General features: G+C 54.3%; 14 protein-coding genes. 6 read left to right on the forward strand and 8 right to left on the reverse strand.

Features of this window, described 5'->3' with window-relative positions:
- Positions 1–36 precede the first annotated feature (36 nt).
- From KTE_RS44925 to KTE_RS44935, 3 genes are all read right to left on the reverse strand, one after another.
- Positions 37–1353, reverse strand: a complete 1317-nt coding sequence (locus KTE_RS44925) for an NAD(P)/FAD-dependent oxidoreductase (protein ID WP_201393772.1) — start codon at positions 1351–1353, stop codon at positions 37–39.
- A 427-nt stretch (positions 1354–1780) separates the two neighbouring features.
- Positions 1781–2536, reverse strand: coding sequence for a 3-oxoacyl-ACP reductase family protein (locus KTE_RS44930; RefSeq protein WP_236601010.1), 756 nt, complete (start codon positions 2534–2536; stop codon positions 1781–1783).
- Positions 2537–2889: 353 nt separating this feature from the next.
- Positions 2890–3354: a MarR family winged helix-turn-helix transcriptional regulator gene (locus KTE_RS44935; protein WP_201393776.1), complete on the reverse strand. Its 465-nt coding sequence runs from the start codon at positions 3352–3354 to the stop codon at positions 2890–2892.
- A 232-nt stretch (positions 3355–3586) separates the two neighbouring features.
- Between KTE_RS44935 and KTE_RS44940 the strand changes: the two genes are divergently transcribed.
- The 3 genes from KTE_RS44940 (at position 3587) to KTE_RS44950 (ending at position 7512) form a co-directional block, all read left to right on the forward strand.
- Positions 3587–4225, forward strand: a complete 639-nt coding sequence (locus tag KTE_RS44940) for a uridine kinase (protein WP_201393778.1) — start codon at positions 3587–3589, stop codon at positions 4223–4225.
- A 150-nt stretch (positions 4226–4375) separates the two neighbouring features.
- Complete coding sequence (locus KTE_RS44945; RefSeq protein WP_255553075.1) at positions 4376–4855, forward strand: ATP-binding protein; 480 nt, start codon at positions 4376–4378, stop codon at positions 4853–4855.
- A gap of 200 nt (positions 4856–5055) precedes the next feature.
- On the forward strand, positions 5056–7512 hold the full coding sequence (locus KTE_RS44950) for a xanthine dehydrogenase family protein molybdopterin-binding subunit (protein ID WP_201393782.1): 2457 nt from the start codon (positions 5056–5058) through the stop codon (positions 7510–7512).
- Between the two features lie 81 nt (positions 7513–7593).
- On the opposite strand, the gene KTE_RS44955 is transcribed toward KTE_RS44950, so the two are convergent.
- From KTE_RS44955 to KTE_RS44965, 3 genes are all read right to left on the reverse strand, one after another.
- A complete protein-coding gene (locus KTE_RS44955) occupies positions 7594–8172 on the reverse strand; it encodes an RraA family protein (RefSeq protein WP_201393784.1) in 579 nt (192 codons plus the stop codon).
- A 171-nt stretch (positions 8173–8343) separates the two neighbouring features.
- A complete protein-coding gene (locus tag KTE_RS44960; protein ID WP_201393786.1) occupies positions 8344–9318 on the reverse strand; it encodes a PAS domain-containing protein in 975 nt (324 codons plus the stop codon).
- 410 nt (positions 9319–9728) lie between these two features.
- The gene (locus tag KTE_RS44965; protein ID WP_201393787.1) at positions 9729–11045 is read right to left on the reverse strand and encodes an MFS transporter; all 1317 of its coding nucleotides are present in this window, start codon (positions 11043–11045) and stop codon (positions 9729–9731) included.
- A 686-nt stretch (positions 11046–11731) separates the two neighbouring features.
- Between KTE_RS44965 and KTE_RS44970 the strand changes: the two genes are divergently transcribed.
- Complete coding sequence (locus tag KTE_RS44970) at positions 11732–11917, forward strand: hypothetical protein (protein WP_007920161.1); 186 nt, start codon at positions 11732–11734, stop codon at positions 11915–11917.
- A 139-nt stretch (positions 11918–12056) separates the two neighbouring features.
- On the opposite strand, the gene KTE_RS44975 is transcribed toward KTE_RS44970, so the two are convergent.
- Positions 12057–13832, reverse strand: a complete 1776-nt coding sequence (locus tag KTE_RS44975; RefSeq protein ID WP_201393789.1) for an ABC transporter ATP-binding protein — start codon at positions 13830–13832, stop codon at positions 12057–12059.
- On the reverse strand, positions 13829–15568 hold the full coding sequence (locus KTE_RS44980) for an ABC transporter ATP-binding protein (RefSeq protein WP_201393792.1): 1740 nt from the start codon (positions 15566–15568) through the stop codon (positions 13829–13831). Before KTE_RS44980 ends, KTE_RS44975 begins: the two co-directional genes overlap by 4 nt.
- Positions 15569–16173: 605 nt before the next feature.
- Here KTE_RS44980 and KTE_RS44985 point away from each other — a divergent pair.
- Both KTE_RS44985 and KTE_RS44990 read left to right on the forward strand, forming a co-directional pair.
- Positions 16174–16749, forward strand: a complete 576-nt coding sequence (locus KTE_RS44985) for a hypothetical protein (RefSeq protein ID WP_201393793.1) — start codon at positions 16174–16176, stop codon at positions 16747–16749.
- Positions 16750–17130: 381 nt separating this feature from the next.
- Positions 17131–18987, forward strand: coding sequence for a glycosyl hydrolase family 18 protein (locus tag KTE_RS44990; protein ID WP_236601011.1), 1857 nt, complete (start codon positions 17131–17133; stop codon positions 18985–18987).
- Positions 18988–19118: the final 131 nt, after the last annotated feature.

The following is a 19118-nucleotide window of genomic DNA, read 5'->3' on the forward strand; positions in this document are numbered from 1 at the left end:
CCTCTAAGCTTTTACCCTATTTTACCTCCTATCACTTCAGTTAACAACTGGCGCTGCTGCCTCGCGTAGCAACAATTGCGCAACCTGGCGGGCACTACCGAAGCTGGGATCAGCCAGGAAGCCCTCACCGATCCAATCGCCAATCAGGTAGAGATTGTTCAGGCCCGGTACGCGTGAACCTGGTCGCCCGGCATAGCCGCCGTTCTGGGCTGTGGGAAGCATGCCGATCGCCTCGATGTGCGGCAGGTACACACGCTTGACCAGCACATCACGCCATCCCGGCTGCACGGTATCCAGCAGGTTCTCCAGGTCCCGCTCATCTTCGCGCGGGTCGCCTAAGTGCAGAGGGTCGAGCTGCTTGAACGTATGGATCAGCGCTCCTCCCTGGGGCGCGATCCGCGCGTAGACGGATTGTGCCGACATAAAGCGTGGACGCTCCAGGTCCTGCACAACTGTGTAGCGCGGATCTGGCAGGCGACTCAAAGCAACGTCCAGGCAGGCCACTCGTGCTGGAACAAGGGGCTCGACAATCTCGCGTAATGGCTGATAATTCCCGCCGTCCACCAGCTTTACCGCGTCGCGGGGGCTGGTCGCGACGATAACTGCCGAGGCACGCACGACCTCATCACTGTGCAAGCGCACACCCACTACCCGGTCCTCTACCCGCTCTACAGCCTCGACGCGACATCCACTGACAATGCGCGCTCCTGCCTGCTCCGCCGCCGTGCGCAGTTTATCCACCAGCGTTTGCCAGCCGCCGTCAATGTAGAATATCGGATTCTTGAGCAGGAGTTGCGTCCTTTTGATCAGCACATCCGCGCCCACCAGATCAAGTGCCGAGCTATAGACGCCAGTGCAGGCGTTTGCTGCCATGAACTCGCGCACTCGTGGGCGCCTCGTATTGCGCTCCAGCCATTCCTGCACGCTTATTGTCCGCCACTCCTCCGGCTTCTGGCCAGCTATCCTGACAAAGATGCCCATAAGTTCCAGTTTGTCAACAAAGCTCAAAGCATCGGTTCGCAGCAGCGTTAGCGTATCAAGCGGAGCTATGTGCAGCTTGCCCGCGCGCAGCACGTGCACCTCCCCTGGTCTATGGCCGCTATGGGGAATGCCCAGTTCTCCTAGCACCTCCGAGGCCGCTCCACCCGAGTACAGAGCATGGATGCCCAGGTTAAACGAATATCCGTCATGCATCTGGGTGCCCGCCCGTCCGCCCAGTCTCGCTGACTTCTCAAACACCATCACGTCAACGCCAGCCCGTGCCAGGTAGCACGCCGCGGCCAATCCGGCAAGCCCGCCACCAACGATAATGACATCAGCCTGTTTTGCCTGCGTTTCAACATTCGACTCCATATATTGTGTGCTCCTTTTGCAACTATTCAATATAGCGATTTGTCGCACACTAGACAAAGCCGAGTTGGCATTTGTGACAAAATACAGGCTAGAATCTCAACACTGACGGTTTTTGCCTCGAAGCTAGCTTCATGCATTTTGTTGTTGCCACTGTGAGATGTTGTTAAGGTGCTCATTGATGCACTAGGGCTGTTGCTCCAGATTGCGCTTCAACCGCTCTAAGCGACGCTGCGCTAACTGCAGATTGCCTTTGATCCCCTTCAACGGAGTACGCTGCCTACTTTGCACTAGTGTTCTCCATAGGAAAGCCAGGATGTTCTTCATGAGGTCTGGTGATTGCCAACCCGTATCGGGGGCCATCACGTCGTCAATTCTAGAGCTGACGACGTGATGACTGGGTATCGTACTAGCAACGTTGCCGTCTTACCTACGCCAGCAACCCCCCATCGACAGTCAGGGATGTGCCAGTAATGTAGGAAGCTGACGGACCGGCCAGAAAGACGATTGCCGCCGCAATCTCCTCAGGCCGACCATAACGACCAAGGGCGATGGTTGAGACAATTCCGGGGGAGAACGGGCCACCTGCCGGGTTCATATCCGTGTCTATGGCTCCCGGTTGGACCACATTGACGGTGATCCCCTTGGGTCCAAGGTCTCGTGCCCACCCTCGGGTGTACCCGGCGATGGCTGCCTTCGTTGCGCTATAATCCGCAATGCCCGGTATTCCCGTCCGAGAGGCAAACCAGGAACTCACCGAGATGATCCGTCCTCCCTTACCCATCACGCGCGCCGCAGCACGCACTCCCGTTGCCACGCTGGCAAGGTTGACCGCCATCAGCCGTTCAAAGGTAGCCTCATCCCTCTGTGGATCGGTTATCTCCCCAAAGGCCAGGATCCCGGCGTTATTGACCAGGATATCAAGGTGTCCAAAATACGCAACAACTTGATCGATCAAGCCAGTGACCTGAACGGGATCGGCCTGATCCGCGCGAAAAGCGATAGCACTCACTCCCAGCTCCTTGAGTTGACGAAGAAGAGTCTCCGCCTTCGTGGCCGAGGACGCGCTGGTATAGCTAATGGCAACATCGGCTCCCTGCTCAGCAAGGGCACGCGCTGTTGCCGCTCCAATGCCACGTGATCCGCCGGTGACCAATGCCACCTTCCCACTCAATGTCTGTGTCATGGTTCTCTGCTCCATTTTGCTCTTTGTATTTTTCGGCCTCTCATCGAGAGAATGTATTTCCACCCCTCCAGATGTCAGAACACGTCCTGAAGACTTGGAAGAGGACTGAAATGACCTCAGTGCTTCACAAAAAGGGACATATGCCCCTATCAGAAAAAAAAGAAAAATCGATACAATAGGCTCGCTTTCTCCTAAAATTTCGAACCGTTGAGAACAGGATCATAGATCTGTATGCTGTCACCAGCGTACATCATCGTGGGTTCCTGTCTCTGGAACCAAGACGAGCACACCAATCAGCAAGCGCAGGCATCTTCGCCTTTTTAAAGGGTGCATATACCCCTTTTCGGCAAAAACTAGAGCAATAGCTCCAACGCTTCAACTTTTTTCAGTTCAGCAAGTAGGGCTTGCGTCTGCTGCTCGCCGAAGTGGGCCATCACCTGCTTTTGCGCCTGTAGCCAATAGGGATGAGCCTCTCTCAGCGCCTGGCGCCCCTGCTCAGTCAGGCGTACCACTCGTGTCCGTCGATCACTCCCCGCTTCAACGGTCACCAGGCCCTGGCTTTCAAGCGGCTTCAACGCACGGGCAAGCGCACTTCGATCCATGGCTAACTTCTCAGCCAGGCGCATCACCGTTTCTTGTTCTGAGAGTGCAATCACCACCAACACGGTATGTTGAGTCATGCGTAATCCAGTCGGTTGCAAGCAGCGATCATAGAATTGTGTAATCACCCGTGCGGCCTTGCGCACCTGTGAACAAGCACACGCTTCTGCGAACGCCTTCAAGGCCGTTGTATCGAGTTCATATCTTTCCTTTTCCATGGATAGGAGTATATACCCCTATTTTTACCGTGTCAAGTTCCTGCATCTTACCTTAGTCCTTTAGTCCTTCGCGCCTATACCACTTAATCATATAGACAAGTGCGAATGTATGCCCTAAAATGTTATATTTGTTTGGAGCAGAAATTTTCCGGGTGCTATCTCGATCCCTGGCTATGAGTTTGTCTAAATAAAAGATTATGCCTATGCCTCTATGTAAGCAAAGGAGTTGTATATGTTGTCTATGCCAACCCTGCTGTCGCGTGTGACGGAACTACCTACGAAACGTTTGTATCTGGTTGCTGGTCCTGCTGCCTCGGGCAAGACTACCTTCTCCCTGGCCCTGGCGCGCTATCTGGGCGCGGCCCTGCTCTCGATGGATCACTATTACGTGGATGAGGAGCAGGTGGTGAGAGAGTACGATGAGAAGTATGGGCTGGTGCCGCAGTGGGAGAGTCCAGAGGCTTATAACGTAGAGCGTATGCAGCAGGATATATGCGAGCTGCTGCGCACAGGTCATGCAAAGATTCCTCACTACAGTTTCGTGGAGAACCGCAAGGCGGGTGAGCAGGAGATGAGCCTGGGCCTGGAGCAGCCTCTGATTGTCGAGGGGTTGTACGCGATCCGTTTTGAGTCCTTATTTCGTGAGCTGACGGATTCGTTTGTGACGCTGTATATTCAGGCAGAAACAGAGGTCCGGCGTGCGCGTTCCCGTGTGCGTGATGTCGTTGAGCGTGGGAAACTACCCGAGGAGTTTGAGAAGCGCTACCATTTTGTCTCGCTGGGCGAACAGCGCTGGGGACTCTCACAGATGTGGGAGGCCAATTTTGTGGTGGAGGCAAATGAGGAGACGCGAGAGTGCTTTTTTCTGTAAAGCCTCTTCTTGTTTTCGTCGCTAATGGAGGCTGCAGTAAGAGATGCCGGGAAGAAAGCGCCAGATGAAAATCGCCTTTATTGGCACAAGTTGTGTGGGCAAAACAACGTTACTAGAACGGTACAGAGAGACATTTAAAATGATCCAGGGGTGGCATTCGTTGCGGAAGCGGCAAGAATGTTTTTCGCAAATTGTGCGACCTCTGATCGATTCTCCGTTGAGACACAAGGAAAAATTCAGCTTCTGGCCCTTAGAAACGAGCAGGAGGCGTATGCAACTGGAGCACATCTTCTCTTTTGTGACAGATCTGTGCTTGACGCAGTCGTCTATGTAAGAGCCTGCGGTGATAAACTGGGCGCAAACAAGCTCTTTGAGAGAGTACAAACGTGGGCCTCTACCTACTCCAAACTGCTTTTACTCGATCCAGTCGGTGTGGACTATGTGATGGATGGTATTCGGCAGGAAGATCTCGATACAAGACAGCAATTCCACGACGCTTTTATCCATTTCTTTGAGGAGGCATCTCTTCCATATGAACTCCTCAATGGGACATTTCAAGAGCGATGTCGTAGGATCGATGAAATCCTCAAAGCTTTCCAGGAGGAGGAAAAAATCAAGCTGCCAGGGTAGCAGAACCAACCTTGGAAGTTGGGTGTGCTTAGCGGATTAATGCGTTTTGGGGAATATTCTTTACAGGCTCTGCAGAGCACTGTGGTTACCTGGTTGCCGTTGGAATGCGCATCGTACATAATGGGAGAGTGAAAAATCATCCAGTATGTTGGATGAACGATTGTACCTGTTAGTGAGCCAAATAGAAGGTTGTCTTTCTTATGGGAAAACAGGAAGTTCTTGCAGCAGATGGACGACGTAGAGAAGATGTCGCGCTTATTACCGGGCGCGCCCATTACGTCGATGATATACGCCTACCGGAGGGGCGACCGGCGCCCTTGCATATGGCGGTTGTGCGCAGCATCTATGCCCACGCCAAGCTTGGGCAGATAGATGTGGAGGCGGCGCGAGCGCTACCGGGAGTCGTGGGAGCATTTACAGGTGAGGAGTTGGTGCGCGATATGCCCATCCTCGAACCCGTGCCCATGCCGGGCCTGAAGAAGCCGCAGCGGCGCCCCATGGCTCTGCAACGAGTGCGCTATGTGGGTGATCCCGTGGCGGTCGTGCTCGCAGAGAGTCCAGCCCTTGCAGCCGATGCGCGCGACCTGGTCGATATCAGCTATGAACCCCTGCCAGTCGTAAGCGATCCCGAGGAGGCGCTCGCGCCTGGTGCTCCCCTGCTCTATGAAGAATTTGGCTCAAACATCGCCGTGCAGACGCACGCCAGCGGGGGTGATATCGAGGCCGCCTTTGCCCAGGCTGAGCATACCACGCGCTTTCGCGTTGTGAACCAGCGTATCGCCCCTAACTCGCTTGAGCCACGTGGATGCCTATTTGACTTTGATCCCGCAACGGGCGAGCTAACGGCCTGGTTATCTTCACAGTCCATCTACCGCGCCAGAGATACTCTAGCGCATTTCCTGCACATCGCTCGCGAGAAGATTCATGTGTATAATGCCGAGGTGGGTGGGGGCTTTGGCTCCAAGGCGGGTTTTGTGGGCGAGGAGCTGGTTGCTGCCGCGCTCGCCGTCAGGTATGGACGGCCAGTGAAATGGATCGAGAGCCGCAGCGAGAATTTGCAGGCGCAGACGCAGGGGCGAGGGCAGATCAATTATATCGAAGCGGCCTTCCAAGGCGATGGTTGCTTGCTTGGATTACGTGTGCGTACGGTAGCAGACCTGGGGGCTTTTCTCGCCGCGATTACCGCTATGGTTCCGCATGGCACGGCCTATCTGCTGAGTGGCCCCTATAGAGTACAGGCTATTGATGTGCAGATGGTTGGCGTCTACACCAATAAGGTTGCGACCGCGCCCTACCGAGGCGCGGGCCGACCAGAGGCGGCATATATCCTGGAACGCACACTGGATCGCATCGCACATATCTTAAAGCTCGATCCCGCCGAGGTGCGCCAGCGGAACTTTATCGCCGCGAACGACTTTCCTCATCGGACAGTCATGGGCATGAGCTATGAGAGCGGCAACTACCAGGCTGGCCTGGAGCGCTTGCTGACCCTCGCTGACTATACTGGTTGGCGTACGAAGCAGCGCGAGCAGCGTTCCCAGGGTGAGAGCAAGCACCTATTAGGCATCGGGCTGGCAACCTTCATCGAAAACTCTGGCGGGAGCATGGGGCCGATCAGGCCTGGTATTCCCCAGGAGGCTGCCACGGTACGCATTCGGCCTGATGGCACTATCCTGGTGCAGAGCGGCGTGGCTTCCAATGGCCAGGGACACTTCACGGCCTTTGCCCAGATCGTGGCGAAAGAGCTGAATGTGCCTATGTCGCACGTTGAAGTTCAGATGAACGACGCCTCTCTGCCCGCCTTTGGCATCGGCACCTTTGGTAGTCGCACCACTCAGACCTCTGGCTCGGCGGTGCTGCTCGCTGCCCAGGCTGTGCGTGAGAAGGCCTTGCAGGTGGCGGCGCGGACGCTGGAGGTTTCTCCACAGGACCTGGTGCTGGAAGATGGACAGGTGATGGTACAAGGCGTCCCGGCGCGCGTGTTGAGTCTGGGTGAACTGGCAAGGATGGTTGAGGCGCAGCCTGAACTGATCGAGCATGAGACCCCTAATCCCGTAAATGGCGTTCCTATCGAGGGCCTGGCTGCCTGGCGTGACTTTGTCTCGCCTGAGTCGACATTCTCCTCTGGCGCGCACCTGGCGGTTGTCGAGATCGATACTGAGACGGGCGAGGTAAAGCTGGAGGCATATGTCGCGGTCGACGACTGTGGGCGTGTGCTCAACGAATTCCTGGCCGAGGCTCAGGTTCATGGCGGTGTTGCCCAGGGAATCGGTCAAGCCCTCTATGAGGAGACGCTCTATGACCAGGAGGGACAGTTCCTCACCAGTACCTTCATGGACTACGCCATGCCCTTCGCGCGGGGCATCCCCGAGATACAAGCCGCCTTTGTCGAGACGCCTTCGCCCCGCAATCCCCTGGGTGTGAAGGGTGTTGGAGAAGGCGGCACCATTGGCGCGCCCCCGGCGGTCGTCAACGCCGTTCTGGATGCCCTGGAGCCGCTAGGTATTCAGAACATCGATATGCCCATCAAACCTGAGCGGGTCTGGAGCCTGATCCAGTCCGCGTATCAGGGGGCCTTACAGGAAACAGATCCTGTACTCCCCTCAGTCTTCCAGGCAGAGGTCAAGGCCTCCAACGAAGCTCCCGAATTCGGGTAAAAATACATGTGGTGTGGTGGGTTGAGTTGCCTGCAGCAACTCAACCCACCACACCACATGTATGATCATGGTAAGACACCCTTAGCGCTGTTGTGCTCGTAGCCTGGCGAGGCGTTCGTTATCCTGCTGGAGCCTGGCTTCAGCGCGGGTAAGCAGTGTTTCGATCTGCTCATGGGGCCAGATGACGACTCCATCGTCGTCCGCGATGACCAGGTCGCCATCACGGACGATAGTCTCTTCAAAGGTGATGCGGCCGCCCACGACCGCTGGACCGTCCTTACGTGAGGCGGTAGGGGTCACCCCACGGCACCATACGCGAAATACTTCAAGCGCTTTAATCTCCCTGGAATCACGGACCAGCCCATCCGTAATCAGGCCTGCGAGTCCTGCGTTCTGCATTTCGAGGGCGAGCAGGTCGCCCACAGTCGCTGTCCGCGAGGTATGGCCACCCGCGACGACCAGCACCGTTCCCGGCTCAGGTGGCGCCTCCAGCACTTTGCGAATGGCCAGGTTATCATCCTGGTTCATCAGCGCGACATAGGCCGGGCCAACGACCCGTGAACCTGGTAACAGCGGAAGAATATAGTTGGGAAGGACGCCCTTTCCTTCGCTTGCGTCAGATGCTAGTGTGGCCGAGAGCCACTCTGGATACTCTCTCATATGCTTTCTTTGCCTTTCCCTACTAGTAGCATAAATAATGCGATATGCATCTTCTGCATATCGCCTCGCACCTACCACACCACCTACCCGTTAGTATACTTGCGAGTGCCCCAAGACGTCCGCCTGGGTAGACTACATCATATAACATAGCGAGTGCCGCAGGCGTGAGAATTAGTTGCCTCGCTGCATCCGTTCGACAATCAAGGTCATCACATGGCTGACCGCCAGGGCGACCTCTACATCTTCCTGTACCTGAAAGTCTTCGAGCGTGCGGCTGTGGAGCGCAATAATGCCAAAGAGGCGCGATCCCATCAGGAGCGGTAAGAGAAGGGTTTGTTTCATACCTGGAGCCAGGTCTTGCAGCGGAGCGGGAAGCTGTGATGTCTGGAAGAGAGACGTTTCCTCTTGCTGGAGACGTGCCAGCAGAGGTGTGTCTTTCAGCGATTTCCCCGTGAACTGATGCGCCAGGCGTTGCTCCTCTGGCTCATCCAACCCCAGACAGAGTAGATCCATGACCGTCACGTTGGCATCTAGAAGAAGAATGCTTGCAAGTGTGGTGTGGAAGAGTTGACATTGTAGAGCGGTGATTTGCTTCAAACTCTCACGTTGTTGTCTAAGCTGACTGGTATCAGGCCTCTTGGTTGCTTCTAGCGCAATGACATGCGCAAGCTCCAGAAACATATTGAGGCGATCATAGGTCTGGCGCTCAAGCGCGCGCTGCCGAGTCACATCGCGATAGACGAGGACGGCCCAGCGAATACACCTCTGTTCGTCGTAAATGGGAGTGCCACTCACGTTAAGGAGGTGGTCCTGACCATCCAGCGAATGGATGAAGATGTCGAGCGTGTTCTCCCCTGTCAGGGACTCGCCCGCGAAGATACGTGCCAGTGGCGTCTGCTCTATTAGCAGGTGCTGCCCCTCCACAGAGCGAACTTGCAGAAGTGCGAAACGTTCTTCGTGCGAGAGGGCGAGGAAACGCGGATGATGTTCAATCAAAAAGAGATCATGAAAAGCCATATTGGCCCAGAGGAGAAAGCCCTCCTCATTGAAGACCGCCAGCAGATCGGTCAGCGTTTCGATGATCTGCAAGAGAGAAGGCGAGAGTGGCAAGGCGGTATCTGTGGTGGCGGCAGAAGAGTTTGACAAAGCAGGCATGTCTCTCGCTACACCCGAATCTGCTCTGCCAAAGTTGTTATAGAGACTTTTCGGCGTGAAGGAATCTATTGGTGGTAACATAAACTCAGGCTTTTGGGGGAAAAAGGTACTCTGGTTATTCTGAAGCATATTCACACACCATTTCATCTAGCTACATTTTAAATTGTCTACCAACACATTTGAATACATGAGCTTACATATACTACTATAACATAGATGTGTGGAAAGGTGTCAATAGTGTAAAAACGTATAAAAGCGATATAGATAATAAGAAGAGTATGGTTTTAACCCTTGTTACACCTCTGTGATACATTGCAATACAATGCAGAAAGTGAAAGCAGGCAGGTGGTCACTATCGGCCACCTGCCCGTTTGTATTCGGAATGAATTATGTACCGGATGTCAGGCGGGAGAGGTTTCCCCTGTTTCCGCGAGATCGACGCGCTCCGTCTCGTCGTCGTGACGCAAGAAATCTGCCTCGCGGGCCTCGCGACCTACGGCAGTAAAGATGATGACCGCCAGGAAGGCGCCTAATGAGAAGTAAGCCAGCGCCAGTTGATAGTTGGGGAGCTTCTCCGTTCCCAACGCATTGGCCGTAACGCCCTCGATGAAGACGATCCAGGAGGCGAAGAGATTGCCGAGCTGGTAGGCAAAGCCCGGGAAGGTGCCACGTACATCCGTGGGCGAGAGCTCATTCAGGTGAGCAGGGATAACACCCCAGGCACCCTGGACCATAAACTGTAGCAAGAAGGCGCCAATTGACAGTGAAACGGCTGTTCCCACTAGCGGTATCTGAATCAGGCCTGTCCAGAGCGGGATCATAATGATGCCCAGGATGCTGGCGATGATAATGGCACGCCTGCGACCCCAGGATTGAGAGAAGGCCCCAAACAGCGTGCCTCCAATAATCGCCCCAATATTCGAGATAATCGTAATGGTGGAGGCCTGTCCAGGACTGAAATGTAGTTGAGCCTTCAAGAAAGTTGGCAAGTTATCCTGAGTGCCATGAGAGAGACTATTAAAGGCTGTCATCAGGAAAATGACATACAAGAAGACGAGCCCATGGCTCTTAATGGCCTTCCAGATGCTTTGCCACATCCCGATGCCACGCGAGCGTAGCGACTCCTGGCGTTGTGTCCAGACCTCGGATTCGGTGACGCTCAGACGAATATAGACTACCAGGAGGGCGGGCAACGCGCCCACAATAAAGAGGCCGCGCCAGCCAATAATGGGAAAGAGTATCCCATAGGCAAGGGCTGCCAGCAGATAGCCAAAGGCATAGCCTTGCTGGAGAATACCAGAGTAGAGGCCGCGTGAGCGTGTTGGGAGCGACTCCATAGCCAGCGAGGAGCCGAGACCCCATTCACCGCCCATACCGATGCCAAAGAGAATGCGCAAGACAAGGAACGTAATATAGTTGGGAGAGAAGGCCGTGAGGAGCTCCAGGGCTGAATAGAGCAGGATATCGATCATAAGTGGAGTGCGACGTCCAAAACGTTCAGCCAGTAAACCAAAGATGAGGGCGCCCAGCGGGCGCATCGCCAGAGTTAGGGTCACGGTCAGCAGGATAGCGGTAACCCCAAGGTGAAACTCTTTGGCAATCTCGGTAGCAGTCAATGAGACGAGGAAGAAATCAAAGGCGTCAAGGGTCCAACCGAGAAAGCTCGCGATAAAGGTGTTACGCTGATTCCTGTTTAAGAAGGTAGCGACGCTGCTCAAGGTAGAGTACTCCTTTACTATAAGCTCATCCTTAACAAATAGTATATGCGTGTGCCGCCATGTGTAAATCTATATAAATTGGGGAGGAACGGTGAATTACACTATATCACTTTTTTCTCAAAATGTGTTAGAACTATCTTAATGAATTAAGTCAAAGTTAATGGAATGTGTTTTTGGTGTTCATAATTCTAGCCTCCTACTTTCTCAAGGTTGTGTAACGGAACACGAATGGGAGGCTGCTTAGGGAGACGGTTGAAGTCACCTGGTACAAAGGTACTTTCTCTCTTGTAACGTGCTGGGGGAGGAGTATAATACGCCTGTTTACAGGATCTTGACGAAGGGGCAAGTCACTCCAAAGAAGGGTGACTTTAGAGATATAATTTGTGGTCGATATTCTAAATTAGTGAGGATCGCAAGCATTATTTCGCGAAGACCACATAGGAAATGCTACCCCCTTCAGGCATTGAAGCAGTCAGTTTAGTGTTCTTATATATGAGACATGGTGCAGCCTTATTGTCCCTTTCATCTCATCCTTCAGATAGAGGCACATGTCTGCATACTTCTTCTCCGAACACCCTGAGCGCGTGCCCCTGAATGGGGGTTGGGTTTCGGAATAAGATCAGAGAGCAAAGCAACAGAGATAGTCAACAAGTACAAAACTTGTGAAAATAAAGGAGAAATTGTATATGCCTACGCTTGAGAAGTTCTGTGAGCACGACCTGGTTATGTGGCACTATCGTCAGGGCCAGAAAAATGTTCCCGCCCCCGCCGTGGTTATTCGCCAGGAGGCAGATGGCGTGGTCATCCGCGTCAAGGTTGAGGGTAGCGTCAAGCAGGTCGTTGTCGCTCCCGAGCAACTCTCGCATCGCTAAGAGCGATACAAAAGAAACGTCGATCATGTGGCTATGACACATGATCGACGTTTCTTTTGTTAGAGAGGAGTAAGGGTGTCAGTAAAGAGCGCTCGCGCCCTTTACTGACACCCTTACTCCTCTCTATTTTCCTCCAACTCTAGAAGGTGGTTTCCAGAGGGCTGTACTCGCCCTGCCAGAGGCGCTGCATCTCCGTGCTGGTCGCCAGGAGGTGCTCGAGTGTGCCCTCGGCCTCGAGTTGACCATCCTTGAGGACGAGAATATGGTCGGCGCGGCGCAGGACGGAGCGCCGGTGAGAGACTGCCAGGACCGTCTTATCTCGCTGTGCGAAGATGCGCTCCCAGAGGAGGGCCTCGGTCTCAATGTCCAGCGCGCTGGAGAGATCGTCCACCACCAGGAGTTCGGCGGGACGCACAAACATACGTGCCGCGGCGGAGCGCTGGATCTGGCCCCCCGAGAGGCGTACGCCCCTGGGACCGATCACCGTATCCAGGCCCTCGGCCATCTCCGCAATATCAGGCTCCAGTACTGCCAGCTCAAGCGCTTGCTTCAGGTTCGCCTCACTATCCTCCATACCAAGCAGGATGTTTTCACGCAGGCTATCGCTAAACATGTGCGGCACCTGCGAGGTATAGGCGCTGTGCGGAGGCACGAAGAAGGACCCTGGCCGCTCCACGCGTGTTGTGTTCCAATAGATATCGCCTGCCTCTTTCGGCAATAGCCCCAGCAATACCTGCAAGAGGGTCGTCTTGCCCGAGCCAATCTCGCCAGTAATGACCGTGAACGATCCCCGTGTTAGCGAGAAGTTGATGTCACGAATACCATGCTCAGCATCGGGATAGCGGTAGCCAAGTCCTTCAACTTTCAATTCCTGGAGTTTGTCCTTCCCAATGGGAGGCGGCGCGGGCAAGGCTGGAAGTGGTCCGCGCATATATAACGGACTCACTTCAACCAGTTTGGATGCAGGTGCCCCTTGCATCAATGTAAGCAGACGTTCGACAGAAACATCTGCCTGCTTGTATGCTGTCAGCATGCGGCCAAAGTGCGCGGTAAACTCTGTAATCCAGCCCAGGTAGTAGACAAAAAGCGCGAAGTCGCCCACGGTAAAAGACCCATTATGCATCACCTGCCCAGCCAGCAACAGGATCACGCCTGTACCTATGCTTACAGTATTGGAGAAGGTCGATTGAAGCACCTGGTCAAGCAGCTTGTCGCGTACCGTCATCGTCAGGCGGACCTGGTTGAGGCGCTGAAAGTGTGTAATGCTCTTCTGCTCGGCATTTGCGATCTGTACCGCCTGTACCGCGCCAAAGAGCTCGCCTAGGAAGCCCGTTACATCGCCGGTGGCCTTACGGTTATCTCCACGTCGCTTCTTGATCTGCTGACCTGCGATGTTCACGCAGGCCACGATGATGATCAAGGGTAGGTAAACGAACAGGGTAATAAAGGCGCTGATCTTGAGCATGATAACAAAGGCTATGCCCACAAAGAGAATCAGGGCAATCAGGTCGTTAAAGCCCATCAAGAAGGAACTAATTTCATCCACGTCATCGCGCAGGCGGCTGATAGCCTCGCCCGAGGATGCGGGCAGCGCCCGAGCACCTGGCAATTGCAGGACCCAGGCAAAAATGTTTTTCTGGAGCAGGGCCGCGCTGGTATACATGAAGGGCGAGTTTGTCAATTGACAGCCTGCGAGAAAGGTCAGACGCCCCAGGCCTGAGACCAGGAAGAGCGCGGCTATGGACCAGAGGAGCTGCTCATTTAAGCTATGGACTGTTAAGCTATCAAAGAAGCGCTGTGAGATCAGACCCGGAATCATCTCGAAGATAAAGACCAGCACGATAGAAAGACAGTTGAGCAGGTAATACCAGGGCTGGAAGCGAATCAGGTGCCAGAAAAAGCGCCAGGCTTTCATTGCAGAACCTCCTCATGGGCGGCGTGTAGCAGATGTGAGAAGTAGGAGTCCGAATCGGAGGCGAGCTGAAGACGGGAGCCATACTCGCGGATACCTCCATCGTCGAGCACCATGATGCTATCGGCCCGCTGAACCGTACTCAGGCGATGCGCGATAATAATCGCCGTTCGCCCCTGGAGCAGGGTATCAATGGCGCGCTCCAGAAGCCGCTCAGTAGCTGGATCGAGGCGCGAGGAGGCTTCGTCCAGGATAATGACGGCGGGATCTTTGAGGAAGACACGCGCAAAGGCCAGGAGCTGAGCCTCACCGGCGGATAGGCCACCTCCGTTTGTCGCCAGAATCGTGTCCAGGCCGTCCTCCAGCTCATCATACCAGTCGCGGAGTCCGAGTGTCTCTAGAGCCTGGAGGATGCGCTGGTCATCGATACTCTGGTCGAAGAAGGTCAGGTTGTCGCGGACGCTGGCATGAAAGAGCTGTACATCCTGCGTGACCATGCCGATCATATCGCGCAGGTCGGCTCTCCTGGCGGCGCGCAGCTCCTGGCCGCCCAGGCGGATTGTTCCCTTGACCGGGTCATAGAGGCGGAAAAGGAGGCGGGTAATAGTCGTTTTGCCGCTGCCCGTTCGCCCCAGCAGCCCCAGCACCTCTCCGGCCTCGATATGGAAGTCCAGGTCGCGCACGACTATGTCTTCCTCGCCGTAGCCGAAGGAGACATGCTCAAACTCGATGTCGAGCGCACCTTTGGGAAAAGCCACGCCGGGGCCATCCTCAAGCTCGCTCTGCACTTGAAGTAACTCGCGGATGCGCACAAAGCCAGCGCTGGCCTTCTGGAAGTCATCGAGCTGATCGGTTATGGCCTGAATAGGTTGAAAGATGAGCTGAGTGTAGTAGAAAATCAGAAAGGCCATACCCAGCGTCATCTCACCACGCTGGTAGAACCAGGTGATGACCAGGAAGGCGACCATGGTTCCCAGCAGAGAGGTGAGAATAGGCATGGTCCAGACAGCGACCGACATAACCCTGGCTGAACGCGCGGTACGGAAGCGCTGGCGTGTATAGCTGTAGAGGCGGCGCAAAACGTAACCCTGCGCGCCGCTGGAGCGAATATCCTCTGTTCCATGCAGTCGCTCTTCAAGAAAGCCATATAGTTCGGCGCTGGCCTGGCGAAACGTCTTCCAACGCGTCACCGCGACATTGCGCACGCTATTAATCAACAGTAGCGCTACGATAGTGAAAAGGGCGAGCGCAAGCCCTGCGCGCCAATCCTGAAAGAGCATTACGATAAGAACGCCAACGAGCAGCAGCAGGTTACCCAGCACCTTGATGACAAACTGAGAGAAGAAATTTGCCAGGGCTGTCACATCGCCATCCACGCGCTCGATCAGTTCACCCGGCGTATGCTTTTTATGGAAACCCATGTCCAGTGTTACCAGGTGGAGAGCCAGGTCAACGCGTAGTGCGTTGGTCGCTGTCCAGCCTACGCGCTCGCTATAGTAGGTCGCGACAATCTTCACTGCCTGTTGTAGGAGCGCGACTACGATAAAGAGCAAGGCGATCCCAAGCACAGGTGTCTGAATGGTGGTCGCAGTAATCGTGTCGATAAAAATACGTAGAAGCTGCGGATTGACGAGCTGGAGCGCGATATCGCCGCAAAGCAAGAGCGCCAGTAACACCACCAGGCGCCCTTGTGGAGCAAGGTAGGTTGCCAGCAGATGGCGATAGTCTTTGAAATGCATGATGGTCCCTTCTATTGTGGATGTATGTACCCGGCGAGCGTCCAGTGGTAAAACACTAGAACAAACGAGCGCAAGACAGGACATAAAAAAACAGCAGCAAAGCTAGAGGATGGGACAGCATCCCGCGGAGCATACAGAGAAGATGTGAGTGGAAAGGAATCGCGGGCGTTGACCATCCTGCGCCCACGGTCTGTGTAGAGCGTCTATGCGCCTGGAGAAGTACTTCCGTCAAGTGTAGAGGCAGCATAAAAAGGGCAGAGTGAGGCCTTGGGCAAGTTAAAACTGCCGGTATTACGAGTTGTTGTCAGGTCTGGCAGCCATACCCTAGAAGCCATGAACACGCTCCCTCTGCGGTTACAGTAAACTATCAATATATTTAAGCTTTTTAAGTTTACCTCAAGAAAGACCCCAAAGTCAAGGCCTGTAGATGCGGCAAATAGGGCCTTCCCTTCCCCTTGAGCACCGCGGGCACGAAAGGGAACTTTTGGCGCGCACAATCCGTCACCTTGAATGGAACAATGGCGTATCGACATGTGACAAAGCATCGCAAGCACCCATATGCAGAGTGCTTGCTTGTGGGGAAATAGGAGAGTCATGAGATGAGAATGAGAAAACCATCATTTAGGCAGGGAGTGCGTGTTAGCATTATCGCCTCATTGCTTGGGCTCTTTATCCTGGCTATGAGCGGCTGCGGGAGTGCCAGCGGAGGATCTACCAGTGGTAACCCTTCTAGCACCAGTGCCGTCACGCAAACGGTAGCGCCCTCTGCCTCTGTTACTAGCGCCTCGAAGACTCCAACCGCACTCGCAACCCCGACCACGCCTGGCACAACCGCCATCTTGAATTGTGGTGCGATCAAGATATCGGCATTGCCGATTTCAGGAGATGCAAAATCCCGTGATGCGGAAGAATGTTTCTGGCATGCCTATCAACAGTGCCAAGCCGCAATCCTGATAGTGAATTTTACCGGAATAGATACGCTTACCAGGCATACTGTTACTCTGGGTCCAGGCACACAATCTGGATCTTGCCATGTGACGGAGGTGGTGCAGCATTCAATAATGCCTCAACCACTCAAGACGACCGGCAACTATAGCTGTGGCAGTATTAACCGTACATCTCAGGCCATGGTGATAAAGGCTTGCGGCAAAGATGGAGATATCACTATCCCCTTAACTTAAGTCGCAGTAGATGCGCCAGGCTGGAAGATCAACGCCCTTCCAGCCTGGTGCTCTTCTCTATGAGTAGTCTTATAAGGCTTTGTCTTATGGAAGATGAGAGGAGAATTAGCAAGGCCGTCTAGTGGTCTAGATGACTTGACAATGAAACGAAAAGCAGATACAGTTACTATTAGGTTTTCTCATTTGGGTGTACGCGCATATCCCGTAAGAATCCGTCCACTATACGTTATGCTTCAGGGATGTATGCAGCATAATATACGGTCTTCTAGACCATCGGACGTAAGGTTTACAAGCAGGCGCCGCGCGTACGAATGTGCCCTGGTGAGTTTTTGCTAGTGCTTTTTATATTGGCAAAGCGTTTTTATGCGGGAGGGAAACCCAATGAAGCGTCGTGCACCAACCCGATTCCTCGCAGTGGCCTGTATCGTGTTTACCCTGGTTATGTCCTTTGTCGTCACACACGCTGCCCAGGCCCAGTTCTCCCCTACGAAGGCTCAGGCCGCCACTCTGGCCTCGAACAACAAGATCAATGCCGCCTATTTTACCCAATGGGGCATCTACCAGCGTAACTACAACGTCAAAAATATCGTGACGAGTGGTACGGCCTCAAAGTTGAATGCCTTGATGTATGCCTTTGCGAACATCAACAGTAGCTATCAATGTTATTCAGGCGATACCTATGCCGATTATCAGAAGACCTTTACCGCTGACCAGGCGGTGAATGGGGTCGCCGATACCTGGAACCAGCCCCTGGCGGGCAACTTTAATCAGCTCAAGGAGCTCAAGGCACTCTATCCCAACATCAAGATCTTTATCTCTATCGGTGGCTGGACCTGGTCCACTAATTTCTCTGCCGCCGCCTCGCCACAAAACGTCTCTGCGTTTGTACACTCGTGCATTGATCAGTATATCCTGGGCAACCAGGCTGGCCCGGGAACGATGGCGGGTATCTTTGACGGTATCGACATTGACTGGGAATATCCTAATAATCCAGGGAATGGGAATCCCTATGGTCCCCAGGATACGCAGAACTATACCAATCTGCTCAAGGAGTTTCGCACCCAACTGGACCAGGCTGGCGCTCAGGCAGGAAAGCATTACCTGCTGACAGTTGCCGCCCCTGCTGGCCAGGACAAGTATCAGAATATTCAGCTCAACCAGATTGGTCAGTATCTGGATTGGGTTGACCTCATGACCTATGATATGCATGGAGCATGGAACGCGACTGGTCCAACCGATTTCAATGCGCCTCTCTATGCTGATTCCGCCGATCCATCGGCTCCGCCCGCCAACTCGTACAGCATTGATCATGCCGTAACAGACTATCTCGCGGCAGGTGTTCCGGCCAGCAAGCTTGTGGTGGGCATGCCTATCTATGGGCGTGGCTGGACGAATGTTCCCAATGTCAACAACGGCCTCTACCAGAGCAGTTCGTCGATGCAGGCGGCTCCAGGTACCTATGAGGCGGGTATCGAGGACTACAAAGTGCTCAAGAACCTGACGGGGTATACCAGCTACCGCAACCCGGTGACCCAGGTTAACTGGGTGTACAATGGCACAACCTTCTGGAGCTATGACGACCTCACTACCGTCGCGACCAAGACGAATTATATCAATAGCAAGGGTCTGGGCGGTGCCTTCTCCTGGTCGCTGGATGGCGATGATGCCTCGGGGAGTTTTGTGAATGCCGTCTATAGTGGCCTGGGGAACTCTGGCGGCGGTAGCACGCCCACGCCGACCAATACACCGACGAAGACGCCAACTCCAAGCCCAACCAACACGCCAACGCCAACGCCAACTAATACACCTACTCCAACACCGACGAACACGCCAACGCCAACGCCAACGCCAATGCCAGGTAATCTGGTAACCAATCCCGGTTTCGAGAGTGGCACCCTCTCTGGCTGGAGTTGCGATAGTAACGACAAGGTGGTCTCCTCGCCTGTGCATGGTGGTACTCATGCCTTGCAGGTGACGCCAACCAGTTCGACGACGGGCGAGTGCGACCAGACGATCACGGTCCAACCCAATCATACGTACACTCTGTCGGCCTATGTGAATGGCTCCTATGCCTACATAGGTGTTCAGGGTGGAAGCTCGAATTGGACCAGTAGTAGCAGTTACACCCAACTGAGCGTGACCTTTACGACTGGTGCCTCCCAGACGAGCGCCACCATCTATATCCATGGATGGTACGCCCAGGGCAACGTCTACGCCGACGATTTCTCATTGCAATAGATTACATATATGTAGGGTTCGTGCAAGCATGGACCCTACATATATGCGTTAATCCCTGCGTAAGTTACTTCGGAAAATGGGTGTGGTGCGTGTGGACGGCTGCAGCCGTCCACACGCACCACACCCATTTA

This window comes from Ktedonobacter sp. SOSP1-85 (assembly GCF_016587415.1).
Lineage (GTDB): Bacteria > Chloroflexota > Ktedonobacteria > Ktedonobacterales > Ktedonobacteraceae > Ktedonobacter.

Bases quoted from the DNA above. Each gene is read 5' to 3' on its own strand.
- KTE_RS44925 (WP_201393772.1), bottom strand. From the start codon at position 1,353: ATGGAGTCGAATGTTGAAACGCAGGCAAAACAGGCTGATGTCATTATC.
- KTE_RS44930 (WP_236601010.1), bottom strand. From the start codon at position 2,536: ATGACACAGACATTGAGTGGGAAGGTGGCATTGGTCACCGGCGGATCA.
- KTE_RS44935 (WP_201393776.1), bottom strand. From the start codon at position 3,354: ATGGAAAAGGAAAGATATGAACTCGATACAACGGCCTTGAAGGCGTTC.
- KTE_RS44940 (WP_201393778.1), top strand. From the start codon at position 3,587: ATGTTGTCTATGCCAACCCTGCTGTCGCGTGTGACGGAACTACCTACG.
- KTE_RS44950 (WP_201393782.1), top strand. From the start codon at position 5,056: ATGGGAAAACAGGAAGTTCTTGCAGCAGATGGACGACGTAGAGAAGAT.
- KTE_RS44955 (WP_201393784.1), bottom strand. From the start codon at position 8,172: ATGAGAGAGTATCCAGAGTGGCTCTCGGCCACACTAGCATCTGACGCA.
- KTE_RS44970 (WP_007920161.1), top strand. From the start codon at position 11,732: ATGCCTACGCTTGAGAAGTTCTGTGAGCACGACCTGGTTATGTGGCAC.
- KTE_RS44975 (WP_201393789.1), bottom strand. From the start codon at position 13,832: ATGAAAGCCTGGCGCTTTTTCTGGCACCTGATTCGCTTCCAGCCCTGG.
- KTE_RS44980 (WP_201393792.1), bottom strand. From the start codon at position 15,568: ATGCATTTCAAAGACTATCGCCATCTGCTGGCAACCTACCTTGCTCCA.
- KTE_RS44985 (WP_201393793.1), top strand. From the start codon at position 16,174: ATGAGAAAACCATCATTTAGGCAGGGAGTGCGTGTTAGCATTATCGCC.
- KTE_RS44990 (WP_236601011.1), top strand. From the start codon at position 17,131: ATGAAGCGTCGTGCACCAACCCGATTCCTCGCAGTGGCCTGTATCGTG.